General features: G+C 36.2%; 22 protein-coding genes. 8 read left to right on the top strand and 14 right to left on the bottom strand.

All coding sequences use genetic code 11. The features are described 5' to 3' along the window. Together J678_RS05365 and csuAB are read right to left on the bottom strand one after the other, a co-directional pair. Entirely contained in the window at nt 1-549 is a 549-nt protein-coding gene (locus J678_RS05365) for a spore coat protein U domain-containing protein (protein ID WP_017393532.1), read from the bottom strand. 73 nt (nt 550-622) lie between these two features. Beyond that, entirely contained in the window at nt 623-1,159 is a 537-nt protein-coding gene (gene csuAB, locus J678_RS05360) for a Csu fimbrial major subunit CsuAB (protein ID WP_002049140.1), read from the bottom strand. Between the two features lie 582 nt (nt 1,160-1,741). On the opposite strand from csuAB, the gene J678_RS05355 reads away from it, so the two are divergent. The 3 genes from J678_RS05355 (at nt 1,742) to J678_RS05345 (ending at nt 3,855) form a co-directional block, all read left to right on the top strand. Next, nucleotides 1,742-2,380: a TetR/AcrR family transcriptional regulator gene (locus J678_RS05355; RefSeq protein WP_002049333.1), complete on the top strand. Its 639-nt coding sequence runs from the start codon at nt 1,742-1,744 to the stop codon at nt 2,378-2,380. 208 nt (nt 2,381-2,588) lie between these two features. Next, on the top strand, nt 2,589-2,975 hold the full coding sequence (locus tag J678_RS05350) for a DoxX-like family protein (protein WP_002049193.1): 387 nt from the start codon (nt 2,589-2,591) through the stop codon (nt 2,973-2,975). Between the two features lie 46 nt (nt 2,976-3,021). Further along, complete coding sequence (locus J678_RS05345) at nt 3,022-3,855, top strand: SDR family NAD(P)-dependent oxidoreductase (protein ID WP_017393774.1); 834 nt, start codon at nt 3,022-3,024, stop codon at nt 3,853-3,855. 139 nt (nt 3,856-3,994) lie between these two features. On the opposite strand, the gene J678_RS05340 is transcribed toward J678_RS05345, so the two are convergent. Together J678_RS05340 and gltS are read right to left on the bottom strand one after the other, a co-directional pair. After that, complete coding sequence (locus J678_RS05340; protein WP_017393775.1) at nt 3,995-5,830, bottom strand: monovalent cation:proton antiporter-2 (CPA2) family protein; 1,836 nt, start codon at nt 5,828-5,830, stop codon at nt 3,995-3,997. 192 nt (nt 5,831-6,022) lie between these two features. After that, nucleotides 6,023-7,258, bottom strand: a complete 1,236-nt coding sequence (gltS, locus tag J678_RS05335) for a sodium/glutamate symporter (RefSeq protein ID WP_004886339.1) — start codon at nt 7,256-7,258, stop codon at nt 6,023-6,025. A 362-nt stretch (nt 7,259-7,620) separates the two neighbouring features. Between gltS and J678_RS05330 the strand changes: the two genes are divergently transcribed. Beyond that, on the top strand, nt 7,621-8,772 hold the full coding sequence (locus tag J678_RS05330) for an alpha/beta fold hydrolase (RefSeq protein ID WP_017393776.1): 1,152 nt from the start codon (nt 7,621-7,623) through the stop codon (nt 8,770-8,772). 713 nt (nt 8,773-9,485) lie between these two features. Further along, nucleotides 9,486-9,812 carry a hypothetical protein gene (locus tag J678_RS23515; protein ID WP_004707954.1) on the top strand — a complete coding sequence of 109 codons (327 nt, stop codon included), beginning with the start codon at nt 9,486-9,488 and terminating at the stop codon, nt 9,810-9,812. Here J678_RS23515 and J678_RS05325 read toward each other — a convergent pair. From J678_RS05325 to J678_RS05300, 6 genes are all read right to left on the bottom strand, one after another. Next, entirely contained in the window at nt 9,809-10,279 is a 471-nt protein-coding gene (locus J678_RS05325; protein WP_002049354.1) for an AnBLUF65 family BLUF photoreceptors, read from the bottom strand. The two genes, J678_RS23515 and J678_RS05325, sit on opposite strands and share 4 nt — an antisense overlap. A gap of 162 nt (nt 10,280-10,441) precedes the next feature. Next, nucleotides 10,442-10,804 (bottom strand): NirD/YgiW/YdeI family stress tolerance protein, encoded by a 363-nt coding sequence (locus J678_RS05320; protein WP_025466160.1) that lies wholly within the window; start codon nt 10,802-10,804, stop codon nt 10,442-10,444. Nucleotides 10,805-11,085: 281 nt separating this feature from the next. Beyond that, nucleotides 11,086-11,730 carry a glycosyltransferase gene (locus tag J678_RS05315; RefSeq protein WP_002049169.1) on the bottom strand — a complete coding sequence of 215 codons (645 nt, stop codon included), beginning with the start codon at nt 11,728-11,730 and terminating at the stop codon, nt 11,086-11,088. Further along, nucleotides 11,727-12,326 carry a class I SAM-dependent methyltransferase gene (locus J678_RS05310; protein WP_017393778.1) on the bottom strand — a complete coding sequence of 200 codons (600 nt, stop codon included), beginning with the start codon at nt 12,324-12,326 and terminating at the stop codon, nt 11,727-11,729. Before J678_RS05310 ends, J678_RS05315 begins: the two co-directional genes overlap by 4 nt. Next, entirely contained in the window at nt 12,301-13,095 is a 795-nt protein-coding gene (locus J678_RS05305; protein WP_017393779.1) for a PIG-L deacetylase family protein, read from the bottom strand. The genes J678_RS05310 and J678_RS05305 overlap by 26 nt, the downstream gene beginning before the upstream one ends. Next, nucleotides 13,083-14,057, bottom strand: coding sequence for an acyl-CoA dehydrogenase (locus J678_RS05300; RefSeq protein WP_025466161.1), 975 nt, complete (start codon nt 14,055-14,057; stop codon nt 13,083-13,085). The genes J678_RS05305 and J678_RS05300 overlap by 13 nt, the downstream gene beginning before the upstream one ends. Before the next feature lie 298 nt (nt 14,058-14,355). Between J678_RS05300 and J678_RS05295 the strand changes: the two genes are divergently transcribed. Beyond that, on the top strand, nt 14,356-14,589 hold the full coding sequence (locus J678_RS05295) for a DUF2171 domain-containing protein (protein WP_000105754.1): 234 nt from the start codon (nt 14,356-14,358) through the stop codon (nt 14,587-14,589). 149 nt (nt 14,590-14,738) lie between these two features. Here the strand turns inward: J678_RS05295 and J678_RS05290 are convergent, their stop codons facing one another. The 3 genes from J678_RS05290 to J678_RS05280 all read right to left on the bottom strand — a co-directional run bounded on the left by J678_RS05290 (nt 14,739) and on the right by J678_RS05280 (nt 19,298). Further along, the gene (locus J678_RS05290) at nt 14,739-16,136 is read right to left on the bottom strand and encodes an amino acid permease (protein WP_004707938.1); all 1,398 of its coding nucleotides are present in this window, start codon (nt 16,134-16,136) and stop codon (nt 14,739-14,741) included. Between the two features lie 104 nt (nt 16,137-16,240). Beyond that, complete coding sequence (locus tag J678_RS05285) at nt 16,241-17,809, bottom strand: CoA-acylating methylmalonate-semialdehyde dehydrogenase (RefSeq protein WP_017393781.1); 1,569 nt, start codon at nt 17,807-17,809, stop codon at nt 16,241-16,243. Nucleotides 17,810-17,915: 106 nt separating this feature from the next. Then, on the bottom strand, nt 17,916-19,298 hold the full coding sequence (locus J678_RS05280; RefSeq protein WP_079378140.1) for an aspartate aminotransferase family protein: 1,383 nt from the start codon (nt 19,296-19,298) through the stop codon (nt 17,916-17,918). Between the two features lie 97 nt (nt 19,299-19,395). Between J678_RS05280 and J678_RS05275 the strand changes: the two genes are divergently transcribed. Next, nucleotides 19,396-20,313 carry a LysR family transcriptional regulator gene (locus J678_RS05275; RefSeq protein ID WP_017393783.1) on the top strand — a complete coding sequence of 306 codons (918 nt, stop codon included), beginning with the start codon at nt 19,396-19,398 and terminating at the stop codon, nt 20,311-20,313. 252 nt (nt 20,314-20,565) lie between these two features. Continuing rightward, nucleotides 20,566-21,687 carry a hypothetical protein gene (locus J678_RS0103845; protein WP_017393784.1) on the top strand — a complete coding sequence of 374 codons (1,122 nt, stop codon included), beginning with the start codon at nt 20,566-20,568 and terminating at the stop codon, nt 21,685-21,687. A 54-nt stretch (nt 21,688-21,741) separates the two neighbouring features. On the opposite strand, the gene J678_RS05270 is transcribed toward J678_RS0103845, so the two are convergent. After that, entirely contained in the window at nt 21,742-22,302 is a 561-nt protein-coding gene (locus tag J678_RS05270; RefSeq protein WP_017393785.1) for a TetR/AcrR family transcriptional regulator, read from the bottom strand. Nucleotides 22,303-22,732 lie beyond the last annotated feature (430 nt).

Raw genomic sequence — 22,732 nt, 5'->3', positions numbered from 1 at the left:
TTAAAACTCAATTGTAATTGGCACTATATCTTTATATTCACCCTTAGATATACCACTACCATCATGTACAGCTTGACCAAAAATATCGATATTCTTTTTAGTATTCATATCATTAAGTATAAAAACATCATTTGCTCTAATGACTTGTTTATTTAAACCATAGAGTAAATTATAAGCGATAAAATCTTTACCATTACTTAATGCATGATAATAATTTTGTGAGAATGAAACAGGAACTTTACTATCATTATTTCCAGATCCAAATATTATTTTTACATTTGAAATACCAGCACATTGTATTTGTAAGCCGGAATTTCCGTTATTTATTAAACTTGCTTCCAACACTCCATTAAAAGTAGTTGTAGCTTCTCCAAAATCTACAGATCCAAAATTTAAATTTGCTGTATTATTTTCTACAACTTTATTATTGATAGAACAAGAAGGTAATAATTCAATTTGACTCGTTAATTTAGCTCCAATTTCACCCGCATTTAATGAAGTAATTAAAAAATATGAAAATATAAATGCTGAACCGCGATTGAATATCATCTTCCCTCCATTTAAAACAGGTTCACTCGTCTCTGAGTAAACCTGTCACTCAATTAATTATTTCTTTTTATATTTAGAAATTTACAGTGACTAATAGAGTATCTTTATAATCACCTTGTGCTTTTGCTGTACCTGTATTTGGTGCAATTGCACCGAAAATTGGCACCGCTGTAGCTTGTCCACTCACTGTAGTGAACTGTTGTGGTTGGTTCACAACATAGAGGTTTGTACGTGCAGCATCACGGTAAACGTTATATGCAACTACATCAGCAGAAGCAGTATTTTTTAAAGTACGGTCTGTACGTTCACCACCATCAATTGCGACTGTAAAATCAACTGGATCTGTGCCGTCACAAGTTACAGAAATATTGCCACCTGTTGCAGCTGAAGCAACTTCAGCCGTTAATACGTTGTTCCAAGTACCGGAAGTTTTACCAAAATCTAAAGTACCAAACTTGTTCATATTTCCTTCAGTTTGACTACCACCTACAGTACAGCCTGTCGAGATATTTAATTTAACGTCAACCTGTCCAGTAACAGCTGCTTGAGTATTTACCGCATAACCAGCAACTATTAATGCTGCAAGAAGTGATTTCTGAATGTTTTTCATATTCATAACCTACATATATAATGATTAGATTTGTAGAACAAAATGAATCAAACTTGATAAATAAAATACGGCTAATTTGTTTTATATATAAAACAAACTATCTTTTACTATTGTGTGATTCTTTTCACAATTTAATAACAATTATTTAACTTGTATACATACATTACAAAAAGACTATGTTTACTTATTTAAAATTCTTTTTCTAAAGACCATTAAAAAACAAGATTAAATACCCACCCCTACTTTATAAAAATGACTAAAAATCAAAAAAAACAAATATCATTATTTAAATAAAAATTAGTCAATATTTATTCAAATACAATCATTTATAGACTGTGTAAAATTGAACACTGTTTATTCTTATTTAAATAGGTCAAATGACCTATTTAAACTATTTCTAAAGAAAAGGAATTAAGTCGCTCGACCTATTTTTTAATTTTAGATTGGGTCGCCTGACCTAAATTAGAAAAATATAGGTCATATGACCTATATTTAGTTTAATAGAATTTAAATATTTTATTTATATTTTTCTAATTTCATGGTTTAGAATGCCTTTTTTAAATAGTACTTACAGGCTGGATAATGATCAAAATTGATACCTTTGATACTATGCAAATAAAGAAGTCCTTTACTACTCTAAAAGGGCAAGAAAGAATAAAGCAAATCTTAAAAAATGCTGAAATAGTTTTTCTTACGAAAGGTTATTCTGGTTTTAGTATGCGAGGAGTTGCCACCCAATCTAATATTAGTTTAAGTACCCTACAGCATTATTTTAAAAACAAAGATCTTTTATTAAAAGCTTTACTTAATAAATTAATTTGTGACTACATACAGCGGATTGAAATTTTAATTAATTTAAATGTGAATGAACCTCCTTTACATCGGTTTATGAATATTATCACCAATATAATGTATGAAATAGAACAACCGATCATTACTCATACATTTAAAGAAGTGTTTTCTATTTCAGATCATCTCCCCTATGTTTACGATTTTTTGTCAATGATACAAAAGTATAATTTCGAACTGATATATAAAATTATACTTCCCATTCATAGTGAAATATCTTCAGAAGAATATAAAGAAAGAGCTATTATTATAATTACCCAACTTAATGGATATTTAGTTCAACATTCAAATAAAAACACAGATGAATGTTATAAAGAATTTCTAAGAAATATAATTTTAAAAAATATATCAAGATTAGTGAGTGAACCATAAATTTAGAAACATAGGAGCACTTCTCCTATGTTTTCATAAAAAAATCCAAATAGATTAGTCGTATTCTATACAAATAATATTCTTAAAAAATAACAATCAAAAAATGATTAAAAACAGACCAAATTTCATTTTTATTGAAGAAAAATTTAAATCGAAACATAATAGTTACCATGATGAAAATAGAATTTTGAACTTTTAGAGAGTCTCAATGGGTAATGCTAAAGCGTTAAAATTTATAAACTTTGTCCTCGCTTTCTTATGGATTTATCAAGGCGTCGTTCCTAAAATCATTTTTATTAATTCTGATGAAATTTTTGTCTGGCAAACGATAGGACTTTCTTTTGATTATGCAAAACTTGCAGGTCGTGGCAGTGGTATAGCTGAAGTAATTTTTGGTTTATTATTTCTTTTTTCTCCTCACAAATATATTCATTATTTAAGTATTTTAGGATTATTGGGTTTACTGCTGTTAATTGGTTTTTTAATACCATCTACACTTATTTCACCTTATAACCCTATCGTAATGAATATTTCGATGATAAGTTTATCGATTATTTATCTGCTTTTATTAAAAGAGCAAACCGCTCATTTATGAAAAATTGCTCAATAGCTTTGAGTTTTAAAAATTTATAGAGATTTCAATGAGTTTATCTAACTGTGAAGTTGGTTGTGTAGTCATCACTGGAAGTACAAAGGGTATTGGTTTAGCACTTGCCCATGCTTTTTTAGATCTTGGTTGTTCCGTTGTAATAGCGGGACGAAATGTTGAGCATCTTAACCATGCCCTATCCCATTTAGAAACTCATTTCAATAAAGAGAAATTTATTGGTTTATGCTGCAATGTGACACAAATTGCTGATGTACAAACACTGTGGGATCGAGCAATTCAGCATTTTGGGCAAGTTAATGTATGGATTAATAATGCGGGTAGCTGCCACCCTACAAAAGAGTTCATTGACCTTCAACCAGATGAATTGAAAACAACCATATCGACTAATATTTTAGGCACAATGCTCGGTTCGCAAGTAGCTCTAAAAGGCATGCTTAAACAAGGTTATGGCCAAATCTTTAACATGGAAGGTTGGGGAAGCAATGGCGAATGGAGTGCTGGAATGACTGCCTACGCGACAACTAAACGGGCGGTAAGTTATTTTAGTAAAGCGCTTTATAAAGAGACTAAGTCGACTCCTATCTTAACCGGTACTCTCAGCCCGGGTATGGTAGCAACCGACTTGTTAGTTTCATCTTGGACCCATGGCAATATACAAAACTGGAAAAAGATGAAACGCTTATTCTTCTTTGTAATTGACCCACCTGAAGTTGTTTGTGCGTATTTAGCAAAACAAATTATTCAAAATAAAAAAGCTAACCGTCGCATCGCATGGATAACACCTTGGAAACTTTTCCTTAGATTTTTACAGCCTTACTACTGGCGCAGAAATCCTGTTAAAGGCACAGCCTTAGAGCATCTCTAGGTTAACTTAATATGATTAGCCATTTAACTTACTAAAGTAAGACGGTTTAATTGGTAAATGGAGGACTTCGTTGTTAGGTACTTCCTCCTATAGAAAAGCTCAGTAAAAGTTCTTTTAAAGCCATTACTGAGCATTGTAACTAATCAGTTCCCTCATTCTCTGAGGCATTATCTTTATTTAGAATACGTCCTTCCCGCTTTGGTCGAATCAATGGTGCAGTTGGTCTTGGATGATAAGTATGGGTATATTGCATACCTACTCCTGCATTTACGTCATCTGCTGCGATTTCAGTCTCAAAGCGTTCATTATCAAGATCACGTATTTCCTCGGTAATTCTTTCTACTTCGTCTTCATCTACACCAAGTTCTTGTAAAATCACTCCACCAAACTTAATCGCAGATTCAAACGTTTCACGGATCATAAAGTCTACTTTTTGTTTGACTAAATGCAGTGAATGCTCACGGTCATATGAACGGACTAATAATTTTGCCAAAGGAAATTCGTGAGTAACCAATTCAACAATTCGATTAGTCGTTTCCTTACTATCTACACACACCACAATCGCCTGTGCTGTTGCAGCACCGGAAGCATGTAAAATATCTAGGCGACAGCCATCCCCATAATAAATTTTAAAACCAAACTTTTCAGCGTTTCGAATCATGTCGGTATTATTATCAATAATGGTGACATCTACGCCTCTTGCCAACAGTAATTGACTGGTAACCTGTCCAAAGCGCCCGAAGCCAATCATTAAAACACTACCGCTTAGTCCATCAGCAATATTGATGTCTTCCAATGAAACCTTTGCTTTAGCTTGAGTAAATCGTTTAAAAATAATACCGACAATTGGAGTCAATACCATTGAAAGTACAACAATCGCAGTTAAGTTAGATTTGACAGTATTATCAATAACTTGGGCACTTAATGCAGCAGAGAAAAGTACAAAGGCAAACTCTCCCCCTTGAGCCATCAGTAAAGCGCGGTCTAATGCTTCTGTATGAGGACTTTTGGTTACTCGAGCGACAATATAAATCATGAGCGCTTTAACAAACATCAGGGCCACTACGCCACTTACAATGAGTTGCCAGTTTTGAGCAACCACTGATAAGTCCAGTGACATACCAACACCGAGGAAAAAGAGACCCAGTAAAATTCCTCGGAATGGCTCAATATCGGCTTCAATTTGATGTCTAAACGTTGATTCAGATAAAAGTACACCCGCCAAGAAAGCTCCCATTGCCATAGTCAAACCACTGACTTGCATGAGCAATGCCGCACCCAACACAACCAGTAAAGCTGCGGCCGTCATGACTTCTCGCGCTTTAGCAGCGGCCAAGAGTCTAAATAACGGATTAAGTAACCAATAGCCTGCCGCAATGAGACCTGCAATTGCCAGTAAACCAATTCCAATGTTTTCCAGACGTACAGATGTGCTTTCGACTACATGATTTGGTGCCATAAAAGCAACAATAGCCAGTAGTGGCACAATTAATAAATCTTCAAAAAGTAAGATGGCTACAATTTTTTGCCCACGTGGTTGAGTCAAGTCACCCCGATCGCCCAATAACTGCATCACAATCGCAGTCGAGGTTAGTACAAACCCTGCCGCGCCAATAAAAGCGACTTGCCATGTGAAACCAAACAATAGCCCTACGCCAGTCAAAGCTAACGCACAAATAATGATCTGCAACGTACCAAGACCAAAAATTTCTCGTCTAAGGCTCCACAAATGTGATGGTTGCATTTCTAAACCAATCACAAAGAGGTACATCACTATTCCCAACTCGGCAATATGTAAAATTGCTGTGGAATCTTGAAAAAATGCAAAACCAAATGGGCCAATAATCAGTCCTGCGATTAAATAACCTAATACTGAACCCAAACCAATGCGTTTAAAAATAGGGACTGCAATGACAGCAGCTGCCAATAACACTACTGGAGCAACTAAGCTTATTGAATGTGCTTCTGAGCTCATACATTTCTCATTTTATTTATCTGCAATTTATTCTATGTGAAACTTGGTGTAAGGGCGATTACTAGTTTTGAGAAAAAGCATCCTAAAAATAAAATGGCTTAAATCATCGGGAAATAAAAATTGAGCCTATACAGGGAAAGAAATATTCATAAACAAACACCCATAAAAAAAGCCCTACCGGGCTTTTTTTAATTAAGCAATAAATTTCAACATGAGCTGAATGACCGTCGCATTAATTAAGTCGACAAAGAATGCGCCACAAAGTGGAACAATCAAAAACGCCTTATGCGATGGACCATACATATTGGTAATGGCTTGCATATTTGCAACGGCAGTTGGTGTAGCCCCCATACCGAAACCACAGTGACCTGCTGCTAATACTGCCGCATCGTAGTTTTTCCCCATGACGCGGAAAGTCACAAATGCAGCATATAAAGCCATGGTGAGTGTTTGAGCACCTAAAATAACTACAAGCGGGCCAGCTAGGTCGGCAAGTTGCCAAAGCTTTAATGAAAGCAATGCCATTGCTAAATAAAGTGATAAAGATGCATTACCAAACACATCAATCGCGCGGTCGAAAATATCAATTTTCAATACGCTTTCTAAAATATTTCTTAAGATTACGCCGCCACCAAGTGCCCAAACGAAAGTTGGTAACTCAAACCATGTTCCCTTACTAAAGCCCGTCATAAATTCAGCAAACGCTAAACACGCTGCAAACATACCGAGTGTGGTAATTGCATTATCGGCAGTAATTAAACGAACTTGATGCGGGTTTTCAAACGGCGCGAGATCATCTGAATTTTGTTCAAGATGCGTATCGCGATGGTGAATTTCCGCATTAGTTTTTGGTTGAGCAAGACTATAACGGTTAATAAGTAATTTGGCTAAAGGGCCACCAATCACACCGCCAATAATCAAACCAAAAGTCGCACTCGCCATACCTAGGGCTAAAGCACCTTGAATACCATGCTGACTTTCTAAGATTTCACCCCACGCACCTGCTGTACCATGACCACCAGTTAAAGTAATTGAACCTGCAATTAAACCAATAAGTGGGTCTAGACCCAATAATGTCGCAAGGCTCATACCAACAGCATTTTGCACAACAATAAATGAGGCTACACAAATTAAGAAGATGACTAACGCACTACCACCTTCTTTAAGCTTCATAAAATTGGCACTTAAACCAATTGAAGCAAAGAACACGAGCATAAAGCTAGTTTGTAATTCACTACTAAAAACAATGCTGTACCCCCATAAACTGTGGACAAGCAAAGAAACTACCGCAGCAACCAAACCACCGGCTACAGGTTCAGGGATATTGTAACGTTTTAAAAAATCAATCCGATTAACAAGAAAGCGGCCCAACAATAAAACGATGACCGCCGAAATTAGTGTATAAAAACCATTAAAAACAAATTCCATATATACTACTTTCTAATTACATTTCTAATCGATTGTAAAATAATTATATTTTATTTTTTCATATGTAAAAAAAACACAAATAAACTTTACAAAATTACCCTAGCAATACATTTTTTACTATTCTTAAAAATAGCTTAATTTTTTAAATATTTTATACATAATTGTTCATAAATTCTTATTTGACGATTAATATCAAATACTTAAACAAAATAATTCAAAATTTAAAGATATTTAGGGTTTGATACCTTAAACAGAAAATCCTGTCTTTTAAGTCACTGAACTCATCTGCTATTCCCGTTAATATTCCTCGAAGACCAGCTCGTTATTTGCTCTGGGCAAAATATTTACAGGTTTTATATTCAATGAGTTTATTGCTTAAAGTTCGACAGAATGTTCCACAAGTGAAGTCGATTAAAACGTCACTTAAAAAGCGTGCTGGTCAGAAAATACCTCACATGCTGACCAATGCATCAGATCTGTTTTTTAGAGGTCCTCAAATTGCCTTGTCAGGAAAAACACCTTTTGATGTGATGTATAAGCATGAAATTATGAGTTTACGTCACTATAAAAATGAGGCTGAAGCTCCTATAGCTAAACACCGCGTACCGTTAGTCATCGTTCCACCATTAGCAGTTAACATGCTTATTTACGATTTGTTCCCTACACGCAGCCTTATACGTTACTTTTTAGCTCAAGGTTTTGATGTCTATTTAATCGACTGGGGCGTACCAACCCGACATCAGGCAAAATACAATTTTGGCACCTATATAAAAGTCTTTATGCCTGAAATGTTAAAACAGGTTCGTATACATAGTGGACAACAACAGCTCTCTTTACATGGCTGGAGTTTAGGTGGTGCTCTTTCACTCTCCTATACCGCGTTATTTAAAGATAAAGATATTAAAAATTTGATTATTCTTGCTTCACCTATCGACACCCATAAAGCGGGTTATATGGGTAAACTTTATGGAAGCTTGACCAAACCTGCACAGTGGGTTCGTAAGCACACCCCTTTTCGTATTCGCCAACATGTACCAAGTGAAGTGTTTCATATTCATGGTTGGCAAAACACACTCGGTTTTAAATTAACGGACCCAATTGGCAATTTAAAAACCTATTGGCAGCTTTTAAAAAATCTTGATAACCGAGAATTTATTGTTGACCACGCCACCTCTAGTTCATTTATAGACAATATGCTGGCTTATCCAGGCGGCGTTATGCGTGACATTATTTTACGTTTCTGGATTGATAATGAGCTATCAACAGGTGTCGTTAAGTTTGGCGAACTTACAGCTCATCTAAAAGATATTGATTGTTCAGTGTTAGCCGTGGGTGGCGATACAGACATTATTGTGACCGCCGATGCCGTTAAACCCCTTATGACCTTAATTGGTAGTAAAGATAAAACATTCAAAACCGTACCAGGCGGCCATATGGGGGTGGTTTCAGGTAGCCAAGCTCCTAGTTTTGTTTGGCCTGAAATAAGTAATTGGTTAGCGACCCGTTCAGACTAATACTTTTAAAAGCACGAAAGCCAGCGTAGCCAGTTCTACGCTGCTTAAAATTCAAACTATGCAAAAGCTTTTTATTTGATTAATCCATATGCATGTAATTGCTTATCACACGTTATAAGTACGATTTTATAAAACACAAAGATAATAAAAAATTGCCACTTTATAGTTAAACAATATATTAATTTAGTCATAAAAACATAAATTTTATTTATCACAAAACCATTTTTAAAATAAAAAATTTTATCAAACGTTAAATTTTTCTTAAAACATATCCATTTTATTTAAATAATATTTTTGACTTTTAAGATTATCTACCTAAAGTCGATGTTACTTTTTGTTATTTGTGTAAAGCTCAACTCAACAGGGATTTTACTCAAATATTTGAAATACAATAATTTTAATTTATTATTCATTGTAAAACATGTATATTATTTGAACAATTGTAGGCAATATCTCACAATCATGTAAGCCAAAGCTTACAACACAAATGATTGTTTTTTCTATAATTAATTTCAGTACATATAAGCACTCTTTACTATTAAATAGAAAGCTGAATATTAATAAAGAGATCTGGAGAAAATGATAAAGTCATCTTTATTAATATAAAAACTCTTAATAATAGAAAAAGAATCTCAAAAAATTAATATGTACTATCTTTCCTCTGGAAACAGAGGAAAGATACCTTTTTATAATCTTCAGATAGGGTATAGAAAATGTTTATCGCAAAAAATATATTTGTATATTTACTATCAATGTTAGCTCTATGCTTAATGATTATTTTTTTTAATTACCTAGGAATGAATGAGACGACTAATCTCTTAATTTCTTCGGCACTCTTTGGAATATTTATTACGTGGTACTATAAAGGTAGTGGACTATGTATTGCTCTATTTAGTTTTTTTTACTGGGCAATGTTCGTGATTAGTCAAAGTTTAGAAGTGATATGGATGCTTTCGGTTTCATTGATTGTATATTTAGTGATGACTAAAATTGTACCTAAACTCAAGCACATCCATATCGGTATAACGTCAAATAGTTAGAATGGATTTACTCCCCGATTAACCATTCCAACTTTCCTAACCGTATCAACTTTAGTTTGCTCTGCAATTAATAGTTCATTTAAGAAAAATTTGAGATTTTGCTGATTAAGCAAAATTGGGTTAAAAGTACTTTCTCCCATCTTGAGAAAGAAAGCCTCGATATTTGTATTGCGTTGCACATATTTCATTGACCAACGTTGAAAAGAGTTTTCTTCAATGGAATATGTGCATAACCATTTAACATTGTGGTGCCTTTGATCTTTTTGAATTTTCTCAAATAATCTTTCTACCACCTCTTTTTCGCCTTCTAAACATTGAAAAAATGCATTATCGGCATAATAAAGTACTCCACAAATCTCGTTCAAATCATTGAAATCACGAGCTTCTGTTAGGATATCACGCAAATCTTGTAGCAAATCTTCATTATTTTCATTTCGTTGGCTGGCATAACACAGTCGAACGTTCATAAGACTTCCGTGAAATATAAAATTTCATTATTAATGGATTTTTCAACTTAACACACCTTTAACAGAAATACTTTACATTTCATTATTATAAAAAATCGTAACCTTACCGAATTTCAATAAAAAAGCCCGAAACTAGTTCGGGCCATGGTATTTATAACCACATTATTTAACACGTTCAATTTGTAAAACTTCAATTTCGGTGGACTTAATACGATGTGTGTCAACTTCACCTACAATACGTACTTTATCTCCCACTTTTAATTGCCAACCGTTTGCTAAGTCATCATCAACATCAATCACGATGGAACCCGTTTTGTCTTTAAGCTCATAATGGTCGCCAGCAATATGCTTTACGATAGTTCCTGTGAGAGTTACACCTGTTTCATCAGCTAATGTTTTTGCTTTTGAAACAGTGACTACATTTTTTGCGGCTTGATTGAGTATAGCCGGATTAGTTCTTGCAAAGGTTGCACTGCTACCGAATAAAACCAGACTGGTAATTGTGGTTAACACTATTTTTTTCATTAAAATTTCTCCTATTGTTTTATTCATAGTTATCTAACAATTTCTTAAAACTGTGAGTTTTAGCTTTTGTGATTTTTTGTGTCATCATGTCAGATGTACAATATTATTGTTGGAGAAGCTTTTAGACTGGCTCTTTTTTTAATCATTAAAATAAAAAAAACCACATCGGGTGATGTGGCAAAAAGATGTAGCTTACTGAACCAAAAAAATAACGTATAACAGAGGATATAAGTCTAGAATAGATATTAATTATTAAAATAAACTTAAGAAAAAAATATTAATTAAAGATTTTCTAAAAATTTAGATAAACCTTCTGGTGCCCTTCCTTCTAATCGACTACTGGTGGTTACTCGAACTAAATTGCTCCATGTAATATTACAACACTGTCTTATCAATTTATTAATGAGGGAAACATCTTCATGACAGGGAACCGGTTCAAAACCACCAACTTGCATATAAACAGCAGCACTAAAACTTAAATTTGCACCATGAATATGATGATGATCCATACAGTCTTGATAATGTGACAAATACTTTTTTTGTTTTATAACAGATAATCGGCTCAAGTCATCTAAAGTCACAATACCGCAAATTGCATCTGTAGGCTGATGCAAAATTTGGCAACGCAACCAGTCGGGACTGACGATACTATCGGCATCGGTACAGGCAAGCCAAGTTGCTCCATTTTGAATAACTTGACGAATACCTAAGTCTCGGGCCTTTCCAACACACGCATAATTACATTCAATCCAGCTTACTCCATAACTTTGTACAATTGAGCGCGACTGGTCTGTACAGCTATCGAGCACAACCATAACCTCAACCTGTTCATCCGGTACTTTTTCTATCGCATCTTGAATTGACTGCAAACAGGCTGGCAAATGCTGTTCTTCATTATGCGCTGGAATCACAACACCTATTTTCATCGTAATTGTTCCCGCTGAGCTATTGACGAAGAATTAACAGTCCAAACATCAACCATAAAGTCCGGATCGTTTAGACTTAAATAGTGATGAAATGGAAAATATTGTTGAAAGCTTTGGTGTACTTCCTTGGCATTCAATTCAAAATCCTGAATATCATGTCGCCAATGGCAACACAAAATTTCCCCTTCCGGGTTTAAGGCCTGCTTTAATTTTTCAATAAACTCATCTAACTCATCGCATGTGAGGTAATACGCCACTTCGCTAATCACAATTAGGTCAAATTTTTGTTCATAAAAATCTTCAGGTATTTTTCTATTTTCAACAGTCACATGTTCAAATGCTTCTAACCTTTGGGATGCGAGTTGAACGGCCTGCTCAGAGACATCTATACACAATAGACGCGCAGCACGCTGAGCTAGATAAACGCTTAAATGCCCATTTGAACAGCCAATTTCTAAAACTTTTTCATAATGAGGTCGTGTTAATAATGCAAGGCAGATTTGTCTTTTACGGGCTTCGTACCAGTGATAATCATAGCCCCATGGATCATTATTACTACGATACAACTCCTCAAAATACATACGAGAATGAGTCACTCAGATATACCTCATAAGGCATTAAAAGACGGCTAATGGCACTAGAAGACAAAACGGCGGAATTGCCTGTACTTTCATCGGCTTCAATTTGTGTTTTAAATTGCATAACTGCTTGAATTTTTTTATTTAATTGGTTTTCAGTTAAGGCATAAGCTTGTGCTTTGGACCAATCAATACGTGGGTCTAAAGGCTCTGCCCAATGCCATGCCCAAATCAGTACATGCACACATACTAATTGATGCACTTTTGCAAAGGCCTGCACTGTTTTCCCGACGGCCTCATGATCTGGATGCCCATCAAATGCATAACTACAAATTAAAATATCTTCAGGTTGAACGATTTGGCTGAGCGCTTGATTTAATAGATGAGTCTGTGAGTGAATCTGACCATCGGTAAGGTTTAAAGCAATTCGTTCAGAATGATCTGAGACACCTAAACTATTCAAAGCAGCAAAAGTCTCTTGCGGACGTAATTCGTTTAATTGGTCTGGGCTGTATTTTGTTGAATGGGGATGGCTTTGCGTGCCATTACTGACCGCCACAATAACAAGATGACAATTTTCTTTGACTAGCTGCTGCATTAAACCACCACAGCCAAGCACTTCGTCATCAGGATGCGGAGCGACAATCACCACTCTTTTCGAACGAAACAATTGTAAATTCAGCCCATCTAAAGGATGCGTTTTAAATGCCTCTAGCCACTTAAACTTCGGTGTTCCTTCACCTGAAATTACGCGATCTTCGACTAAGGGATGAGTTAAAGTTCCCATAAGCTTTTCTCCGGCAAACAGAGCTCTGCAATAGACTCATAATCAAAAGCCGCATGGCTCTGACGAATAAAGACAGGCAAATCAGCAATGAGCTGTGAAAATATAGCTTCTTCACAATAAGGACGCGCGCCTAAAGCCTTACCAACAAGTTGAATAACACTCTGGCAGCATTGTTCTGTTTGAGCACGCAATATACGGATTTCTCGCTCATGACTGAGCATAGGTTCTTCATCAATAAGCTTGGCAATATATTGAAAATACTGTTTTGTTACAGAAAGCTGTTGAGCTAATTCCCCTAAATACATTTTTTTAAATGCGTTTGGGCTGAGTTTGCAACTTTCATGTAGGAAGCTAACTAAACGTACCGCCGCACCATACCAACAAGCGGCAACACCAGCCGCACCATGCCAAAATCCGGGACGCTCCAAATAGCGATTTGGCTGACCGATAACCGTAACGGGAGTATTGTCAAAATGTACCTGAGCAGTTTGAGTGCCTTGCATACCAACGGCTTGCCAATGATTTAGGTCAACATGAACCGAAGGATCACTTAATTCAACAATACAAAGCTGTGCTTGGCCTTGCTTGTCCTTATAGCTCATTAAAGCCTTGTGAATAAACTCAGCGCCAGAACACCAAGTTTTGATACCGCTACAATGATTGTTCTCGACTTGTAGAGGTGCAGGCCCGCCCTCTGCTGCCCATACCGCCCACGTTTGCTCATCTATTTCAGCTTGATAACCCAGTTCTTTTAAAATACTTAAAGCATCACAATGTGACTCAAATAATTTAGCTAGACTTAAGTCACTCCCTGCAATTTGAGCGAACATTTGCCACCTTTGGTAGGTTTGACCTGATGCTGGATAGGGTAAACTTTTAGCTAAACTTACTAATTCTTGAAGCAAGTCTTGGCGTAGCTGACTTTTGTTTTCAGCTTCAGCATGTTCGAATTCATTCAACATACTCAAGATTTTCATATTTATAGATATTTTAATATTCATTACAAATAATTATTCAAAAGTATTAACTTAAACATATCGAAATAATTCTGTTTAATTAAAGATATAAAATGTAATAAAAAGATATTTTCTATAACTTTATTAAATGAATATTTCGTTTTATTTCATTGTTATTTAACTATATCGCTTAAGTGAAAATATAAAATAATCATGTAAGGTTTATTAAAAAAGAAAGATTTCTCCGATTTTATCCAGTAATTTAGTTTCTACGATTTTTCTATTTCCAAAGAAGAGGTCAAAAATGAGTACTTTAAATATTAATGATATTAAAAAACATGCAGACGTTATTGCTTCTTGTGGTACCAAAGTAGGAACTGTTGATCACCTTGAAGGTGAAAATCAGTTAAAACTTACTAAAGACGAAAATGATCAACATCACCTTATTCCTACTTCTTGGATTGGTGAAGTAAAAGACGATCAAGTCATCTTAAATAAAAACTCTCAAGAAGTTAAAGAAAATTGGCAAGCCATTTAAATTTCTTTGCACAGTTAGTTTATAACTGTGCATCTTATTTAAAAATATAAACAACAATTAAAATAAAATAACGAGAATTAAAAAAGTAAAAAGCTCCTTTTTATTAAGGAGCTTTTTATTTCTATCATAAAAATTTTAATTCAATATTTTTATAAATTACTCTGATTTATTGCAACCGAACGGGTTGCTTTACGCTTTCGGGTTACAAATAAACCGCACACCACCACACCTAACGTTACCCCTAAAGATAGAGTCGTTTCATAACTATAGGCTGGTGAGAAGAACATATAAGCCAATACACTTAAAATAATGATAATCACAAACCAAGTCAGCCATGGAAACAACCACATTTTAAAGGGAATTTCTGCTCCAGCTGCTTCTAACTTATGTCTTAAACGTAACTGTGAAAACGCAATAACCAAGTACACCAGCAAAGCAATCGAACCTGTGCTTGAAAGCAATAAACCAAACACTTTCCCAGGGAATACATAGTTAATGACACAGCATACTAAACCAATAAAAGTTGAGGAAAACACCGCAATTGCCGGTACCCCCGCATAATTCACTTTAGTGACTGCCTGCGGTGCTTCATTGCGTGTTCCTAAACGGAATAACATACGAGAAGACGTATAAATTGCGGCATTCATACAGCTTGCCACGGCGATAAACACAACCGTATCAATAATAAGTTTAGTACCTGGTACATTTAAGCTCATTAAAACGTATTGGAATGTCCCGTACTTTTGTAAGTCTGGTGAACGCCAATCGACAAGTGAAACGGCAATAAACATTGAAACCACAAAGAAAAGAATAATACGGTACAGCACCAAATTGGTGGCACGTCTAATTTTCTGTTTAGGGTTGGATGACTCTGCCGCGGCAATCGAGACAATTTCTACCCCAAAAAATGAAAACGCCGTAATTAAAATGGCAGATAAAATACCTCCCATACCATGCGGCATAAAGCCAGCGTTGTTATATAAATTGGCAACACCGCTAACATTTTTAGCTAAAGGCCAAATACCGGAAATTGCCAAAATACCAATTATGATAAATCCAATAATGGCGACTACTTTGACTAAAGAAAACCAGAACTCAAACTCACCAAAACTTTTGGTACTAAAAAAGTTGGCCAAGCTTAAGAACACAATAAAGCAAAATGCATAGATAGAAACCGAAACGCTCGGAAACCACGAATGTAAAATTTCTGCGCCAGCAATCGCTTCTACCGGAATCGCAAGCACCCAAAACCACCAATATAACCAACCAATAGTGAAGCCTGCCCACGGGCCAATCGCTTTACGGGCATAGGTAGAAAATGAACCGGTGTCCGGCTCTAAAACGGCCATTTCACCCAACATTCGCATGACCAGAAAGACCATAATACTGGTAGTGAGATATGCAAGAATGACCGCTGGGCCTGCTTTGGCAATTGCAGAAGATGAACCGACAAATAAACCTGCACCAATAACACCGCCAATACTAATCATTGTGATATGGCGATTTGAAAGTCCTTCGCCTAATTTTTTTGTTCTATCATTATTCATATTTCATTCCTTAAAAATATATCCATAAAACAATCTATTACATGTTTAAAAATCCTTTGCTAATGAAAAAGGGAAAACCTGATGTTTTCCCTTTGTTGCAGACATTAATTTAAAGTTGGCATTGAGAACTGTTTTGCTTCACGGACTTGAGCCGAAGGCCAGCGCTGTGTAATGGTTTTACGGCGTGTGTAGAAACGGACGCCATCTGGACCATACGCATGTAAATCTCCAAACAGTGAACGCTTCCAGCCACCAAAGCTGTGGTAAGCCACAGGTACTGGTAAAGGCACGTTAATACCGACCATACCCACTTGAATGTGGCTGCTAAAATAGCGTGCTGCTTCCCCATCACGGGTATAGATACAAGTACCGTTGCCATATTCATGGTCATTAATGAGCTGCATCGCTTCTTGCATGCTATTCACACGCATAACTTGCAACACAGGACCAAAAATTTCTTGCTGGTAGCTGGTCATATTCGGTGTGACTTGATCAATTAAAGTTGGTCCAACGAAGAAACCTTTTTCATAGCCTGCCGGTTTTGCATCACGACCATCTACCACAATTTTTGCGCCTTGCTGTTCTGCACTTTGAATATAAGCCTGCACTTTGTCTTTATGCGCTTGGGTAATAAGCGGACCAAAGTCGTTACTTGCATCGGCATAGTTACCGAACTTCAATTTTTTCATTTCTTGAGTGAGCTTATCAATCACGACATCGGCAACTTCATCGCCAATAGCAACCGCAACCGACAGTGCCATACAACGTTCACCAGAAGAGCCAAAAGCAGCGCCTAATAATGAAGTCACTACGTTATCAATATCAGCATCGGGCATAATGATGGCATGATTTTTTGCGCCACCTAATGCTTGGCAACGTTTACCTGTTGAAGTCGCTGTACGGTAAATATATTCAGCAATTGGGGTTGAACCTACAAAGCTGACTGCCTGAATACGTGGATGATGCAATAAGGCATCTACCGCTTCTTTGTCACCATTGACCACATTAAACACGCCATCAGGTAACCCCGCCTGTTTTAAAAGTTCAGCAAGGTATAAAACCACAGAAGGTGCTTTTTCAGAAGGTTTTAAAATAAAACAGTTACCGCAGACTAGTGCCATTGGGAACATCCATAAAGCGACCATGGCCGGAAAGTTAAACGGTGTAATACCAGCGACAACCCCTAGCGGTTGGAACTCACTCCATGAGTCGATATCTGGACCAACATTTTTTGAAAACTCCCCTTTTAAAAGCTCTGGTGCGCCGCAAGCATATTCAACGTTTTCAATACCGCGTTGCAATTCGCCTTGAGCATCATGAGAAATTTTGCCGTGCTCTTGCCCAATCAAAGCGCAAATCTTTTCGGCATTTTGCTCTAATAATTGTTTGAACTTAAACATGACACGTGCACGTTTAATAACTGGGGTATCACGCCATGCAGGAAATGCTTGCTCGGCTACCTGAACTGCTTCATTTACCGTTTGAGCATCTGCAATTTCGACTTCTTTACTAATTTCACCCGTCGCAGGATTGTAAACTGGCTGTTTTCTTGCCGTTTTAGATACAATTCGTCCTTGAATGAAATGCCCTAGCACTTTTTTGGCTTGTTCACTATGTGTACTATTTTCAGTTGAAACTTCGTCATAGCTAAAATCTTCTAGGCCATTTGTCATTGTTGTTACTCCTTACTACAATTAGTTTTCAGATCAAACTGCTTTTTCATTTGGTTTTTAAAGAGCATCCAGAGACACTACCGATGCTCATAAATATCTATAAGGCTTATTTCACTTGATAAAGTGCATCGCCCACGGCATTCAATAACCGGTCAATATCTGCTTCCGTACTGTTGAACATTGGACCGAACTGAAGCGTGTCACCTCCAAAGCGGACATAGAAACCTTCTTTCCAGAGTTTCATACCGAGTTCAAAGCCTCGAATGGTGGCATCGCCATCACGCGGAGCTAACTGCAAAGCACCAATCAAGCCACAGTTACGAATATCTAAAATGTGCGGTGCACCTTTTAAACCATGCAGCATTTTTTCAAAACTTGGAGCCAACGCCGCCGATTGAGCTAACAAGTTTTTCTTTTCTAAAACTTCAAGCGCAGCTAAAGCGGCAGCGCAAGCAACCGGATGTGCCGAATAGGTATAGCCGTGGGTAAATTCAATGGCGTGTTCTGGTAAGTCTTGCTGCATAAACGCAGAGTAAATTTCATGGCTTGCCACCACACCACCTAAAGGAATGGCACCATTGGTGACTTGTTTAGCAAAGTTCAAAATATCTGGCGTAACTCCGAAATATTCCGCCGCAGTCCATGTTCCTAAACGCCCAAAACCTGTAATTACCTCATCAAAAATTAACAAGATGTCATGCTGATCACAGATCTCTCTTAAACGTTGTAAATAGCCTGTTGGCGGTACAATACAACCTGCTGAACCGGAAATAGGCTCTACAATGACGGCTGCAATATTTGAAGCATCGTGTAGCTCAATTAATTTAAGCATTTCATTGGCAAGTTCTACCCCACCTGTTTCTGCACAGCCTTTGGTAAAAGTTAGATTTGGCTGTAAGGTATGCGGTAAATGGTCTACATCCATAAGCTGACCAAACATTTTACGGTTGCCGCCAATTCCACCTAAACTTGTCCCCGCAACGTTTACGCCATGGTAGCCACGGGCGCGACCAATCAATTTGGTTTTGCTTGGTTTACCTTTAATACGCCAATAGGCACGCGCCATTTTGATAGACGTATCTGCCGACTCTGAACCTGAGTTGGTAAAGAAAACGTGTTGTAATTTTTCAGGCATATGCTGAACAATTTTATCTGCCAGCTTAAAAGAAAGCGGATGACCAAACTGAAAAGCTGGTGAGTAGTCGAGCTGACCTAATTGGGCGCTTACCGCTTGTTGAATTTCAGGCAAGGTATGGCCTGCACCACAAGTCCATAAGCCTGAAAGTGAGTCATAAATTTCACGGCCCGAATCATCAATTAGATATGACCCTTTTGCACCCACAATCATGCGTGGGTCTTTCGCAAAGTTTCGATTTGCAGAGAAAGGCATCCAGTGTGCCTGATAATTTATATGCATATTATTATTAGGTTGAACCGCATCTAAAGTATGCTCAGAGTCGCTAAATTTATCCGTATCAAACATAACCATTCCTGTTTATTTTCAAATTATGGTTTGAGTGTACATAGCGACATAAGTTTGATAAATTCAAATTATCTTGAGTTTAGATTTAAAAAAAAAAAACTAAATGAAACCTAAAAAATTAAATCAAGTCACTGATTTTGATATAAAACTTCTCAAAATATTTAAAACGGTTTGCGACTGTCACAGCTTTACATCTGCCGAAAGTATTTTAGGTATTAGCCGCTCTGCAATTAGTTTGCATATGAGTGATTTAGAAAATCGTTTGGGCATTCGACTATGTCAGCGAGGCCGTGCCGGATTTGCCCTCACCGATGAAGGACGGGAAATTTTAGAATATATTGAAGTACTCACAGCAGCGATTGAAGACTTCCGCTCTAAAGTCAACCAAATGCATAACCGCCTTAAGGGTGAGTTTAATATCGGCATTATTAACAACCTTGTGACTATGCCTAGAGGCTATATCACCAACACCTTGACTCAACTTGCCGAAGAGCATGCCGAGGTTATTATTAATATTAGTATGAGCACCCTTTCAGATATTGAGTGCCGTGTACTTGATAACCGATTGCATGCAGGTGTTATACCCCTTGTTACACCTTTATCTGGTTTAGACTATTTCGACTTATATAGTGAAAGTTCATTTTTATATTGCGGCAAAAATCATCCTTTATTTAACCACTGTAGCAACATCAATTTAAATGAATTAAAAAAATGGCAAGCCATTCTTCCTAATTATGCCATTACCTCGGAAGCAGCGAAGTTGCATCAGCTTTTAGACTGTAAAGCGACAGCAAGTGACCGTGAAGGGATTGCCTTTTTGATTCTAACCGGAAAATTTTTAGGTTTTTTACCTGACCACTATGCAAAAAAATGGGTTGAAGATGGTGCGATGCAACCTGTTTTAAAAAACAAAATGCACTACAGCACCCCTATATGTTTAATTACTCACAAGGGTAAAAACCACAATAATATTTTAAAAACCTTTATGGAAATGCTTGAGAAAAGAATCAGTAATGATTAAAAATAGTTATATATAGATGTTAGAATATAGATATTATATAAATAACAAGCCCTTTTATTTAAAAAAACTTCATAATAGAAATTTACAAAATTTAAGCTTCCTAGTGGCTTTTTAGATAAAAATGACTATCGAGTATATTTAAATATATTTAATATTTAATATTTAATAAATATCACTTAACGATCTGTTTTTAATAAATAAAAAATATATAATCACGCCCGCAAAGTAAACATAAATACTTAAGGTTTATTCATGAAAAAAATTTCAACTTTAGCAGTTTCTATTTCATTTATTATGTTAACGGGGTGTGGTGGAGGCAGTTCAAGCTCTAATAATACTGAAAATGTATCATCACAAGCTCAGGAACAATCTACTCAAAATGTAAATAGTCTAAAGTGTGATAGAGGTATTCTCTTAAATTCTACGCTTTCAACTAATACAATTTTTGATGAAACGCTATATTCTTTAAATTATAGATTTAAGGAAATTTCTTCAGGAAATCCTCCAACTTCAATTCCACAACTTTATGCATATGAAATTAAAAGAAATGATCAAATGTTATATGCTTATCCAAAAGCACTTTACAATATAACTGCTGATGAAATTGAAAGTAGTTTGGCTGAAGATATCGTCCAAAGTTATGACCTTAACTCTTTCGGTCTTTTCACTAAAAAGACATACCAAAAGCAAAATAATGGTTGGCCTTTAGGTTATGTCGTTGCATCCCAAGGCTCACAAATTACAACTGCTCAATTTAATGATAGTTGTAGTTTAAATTCAGATAATGTGAGTTACGACTACGAAAAAATTGATGTTTCAGGTAAAAAAATATCTGACATTTTCCCATCTAATATTTTAACAAGTCGACCAGAAAATATAGACTACTTATATATGAGTAATCGCTTTGCTGGAATACTTAAAAATAATCAAACAGCTTTTACGAGCTTATTGAATAGTAATGCGACTTTCCCAAGCGGTTCTTTTGTTTATGTACCGAAGTCTGTTGTTTATAACAATACCGAATTTTATTTCTTTGATAACGATAGTACTAATTTCAAAACCCTAGCTGAATGGCAACAAGCCCTTTATCCAACCGTTAAATATAAATTTGATACTGTGGCTGGCTACAATGTGACTTACTCTGTAGACAGTGCAGGTAATCAAATTTATTCGGGTGGTAAAGACCCTGCCATTGAAATGAATGGTAAAATTTACGATGGTGAATGGCAAGTTAAAGGTAATGTTGTTTCTGAAACATACGGTGAACCAGCAATTATGTCGACCACTAATTATCAAACAAAAGGAAAATTTGCTTTATACAATAAAGCGAGTTATGACTTTCTTGTTGCCCAAATCCAAACTTACTATAAGTAAAATTTAAAACCTGTATATCCCAAAGTACCTTGCAATGTACTTTGGGATATTTATCTAAACCAGCCCTACCCTTAATAAAAAGTAATCTAATGCCTTATTTCCTTCATACGCATCGTTCTTATCTAAATACTGAATAATTGCACCCTCAACCATATACAAAAAGAGTTTCGCTTCATTAAATGTTGCATCGGCCTTGAGTGTTCTAAGTACACTATAAATTTCATTGGTCAGCCATGTTCTGTACCTTACTGCGGTTTGGTAAGCATTTGGATAGCTATTTTTAGTTTCAAAAATAGCCTTAAATAATAAGTAATATGGCCCTTCTATATCACTATGTAAAAAATAAAGTTTCTTGAGTTTATCTATTGCATTTGTATCATGCTCATACTCCACCAGTGCAACCACTTGGTCTTGGAGCCGTTCTTTTTGTACGACTAGACAAATATCAATGAAGCGCTCTTTTGAGTGAAAATAATTATAAAACGTCATTTTGTTCACTTCAGTTTCTCTCACAATTTTGTCGACGCCCACAGTGTGAAACCCACCGTGGTGAAACAGATTTATTCCTTTTTTTACAACTTCTAAAGCACGTGTTGGGAGAATTAAATTTGGCATAGTTTTACCGTTATAAAATAAATTTTTGTTGTATATAAATGAGTTAAAAAAATCTATGCCCTTTCTGGGAGAAAAAAAGGCGCAGCAAAACCCATAAAGACTGTGCTTGGCACATCTCGAGTTTTATAGTTGCTAAGTTTTTGGTCGTGACGATTTAAAGCTTGATAAACCTAATGGCGATCAAACTCGTTAATAAACTAAGTTGTGTTGTTATAGCTTTTGGCAAAGGCTGCCAAGAAATAATGGATGTGCAAAGCCGACTCCTTTTTATTGGGAGTTCTGCCAGACATTAAAATTATGGTGGCAGAACGAAAAGGGGTTGACGGACTGGTCATAGAGCCAGCACACCCGAAGGTGTCCCCCTCCCGTTCCGCCGCAGAGGGGGCACGAGGGGCTAAGCATTAAAAGTAAAACCTTTAATGCTTCTATG

It is taken from the genome of Acinetobacter sp. 1424608, from assembly GCF_000588255.1.
Lineage (GTDB): Bacteria > Pseudomonadota > Gammaproteobacteria > Pseudomonadales > Moraxellaceae > Acinetobacter > Acinetobacter nosocomialis.
This window is presented reverse-complemented; position numbering and strand designations above follow the sequence as displayed.

Excerpts from the sequence above, each read along its gene's own strand:
- J678_RS05325 (WP_002049354.1), bottom strand. The coding sequence starts at position 10,279 with ATGAACGTTCGACTGTGTTATGCCAGCCAACGAAATGAAAATAATGAA.
- J678_RS05350 (WP_002049193.1), top strand. The coding sequence starts at position 2,589 with ATGGGTAATGCTAAAGCGTTAAAATTTATAAACTTTGTCCTCGCTTTC.
- J678_RS05345 (WP_017393774.1), top strand. The coding sequence starts at position 3,022 with ATGAGTTTATCTAACTGTGAAGTTGGTTGTGTAGTCATCACTGGAAGT.
- J678_RS0103845 (WP_017393784.1), top strand. The coding sequence starts at position 20,566 with ATGAAAAAAATTTCAACTTTAGCAGTTTCTATTTCATTTATTATGTTA.
- csuAB (WP_002049140.1), bottom strand. The coding sequence starts at position 1,159 with ATGAAAAACATTCAGAAATCACTTCTTGCAGCATTAATAGTTGCTGGT.
- J678_RS05300 (WP_025466161.1), bottom strand. The coding sequence starts at position 14,057 with ATGTTGAATGAATTCGAACATGCTGAAGCTGAAAACAAAAGTCAGCTA.
- J678_RS23515 (WP_004707954.1), top strand. The coding sequence starts at position 9,486 with ATGTTTATCGCAAAAAATATATTTGTATATTTACTATCAATGTTAGCT.
- J678_RS05285 (WP_017393781.1), bottom strand. The coding sequence starts at position 17,809 with ATGACAAATGGCCTAGAAGATTTTAGCTATGACGAAGTTTCAACTGAA.
- J678_RS05330 (WP_017393776.1), top strand. The coding sequence starts at position 7,621 with ATGAGTTTATTGCTTAAAGTTCGACAGAATGTTCCACAAGTGAAGTCG.
- J678_RS05295 (WP_000105754.1), top strand. The coding sequence starts at position 14,356 with ATGAGTACTTTAAATATTAATGATATTAAAAAACATGCAGACGTTATT.
- J678_RS05320 (WP_025466160.1), bottom strand. The coding sequence starts at position 10,804 with ATGAAAAAAATAGTGTTAACCACAATTACCAGTCTGGTTTTATTCGGT.
- J678_RS05365 (WP_017393532.1), bottom strand. The coding sequence starts at position 549 with ATGATATTCAATCGCGGTTCAGCATTTATATTTTCATATTTTTTAATT.
- J678_RS05270 (WP_017393785.1), bottom strand. The coding sequence starts at position 22,302 with ATGCCAAATTTAATTCTCCCAACACGTGCTTTAGAAGTTGTAAAAAAA.
- J678_RS05290 (WP_004707938.1), bottom strand. The coding sequence starts at position 16,136 with ATGAATAATGATAGAACAAAAAAATTAGGCGAAGGACTTTCAAATCGC.
- J678_RS05355 (WP_002049333.1), top strand. The coding sequence starts at position 1,742 with ATGATCAAAATTGATACCTTTGATACTATGCAAATAAAGAAGTCCTTT.
- J678_RS05280 (WP_079378140.1), bottom strand. The coding sequence starts at position 19,298 with ATGGTTATGTTTGATACGGATAAATTTAGCGACTCTGAGCATACTTTA.
- J678_RS05315 (WP_002049169.1), bottom strand. The coding sequence starts at position 11,730 with ATGAAAATAGGTGTTGTGATTCCAGCGCATAATGAAGAACAGCATTTG.
- gltS (WP_004886339.1), bottom strand. The coding sequence starts at position 7,258 with ATGGAATTTGTTTTTAATGGTTTTTATACACTAATTTCGGCGGTCATC.
- J678_RS05340 (WP_017393775.1), bottom strand. The coding sequence starts at position 5,830 with ATGAGCTCAGAAGCACATTCAATAAGCTTAGTTGCTCCAGTAGTGTTA.
- J678_RS05305 (WP_017393779.1), bottom strand. The coding sequence starts at position 13,095 with ATGGGAACTTTAACTCATCCCTTAGTCGAAGATCGCGTAATTTCAGGT.
- J678_RS05275 (WP_017393783.1), top strand. The coding sequence starts at position 19,396 with ATGAAACCTAAAAAATTAAATCAAGTCACTGATTTTGATATAAAACTT.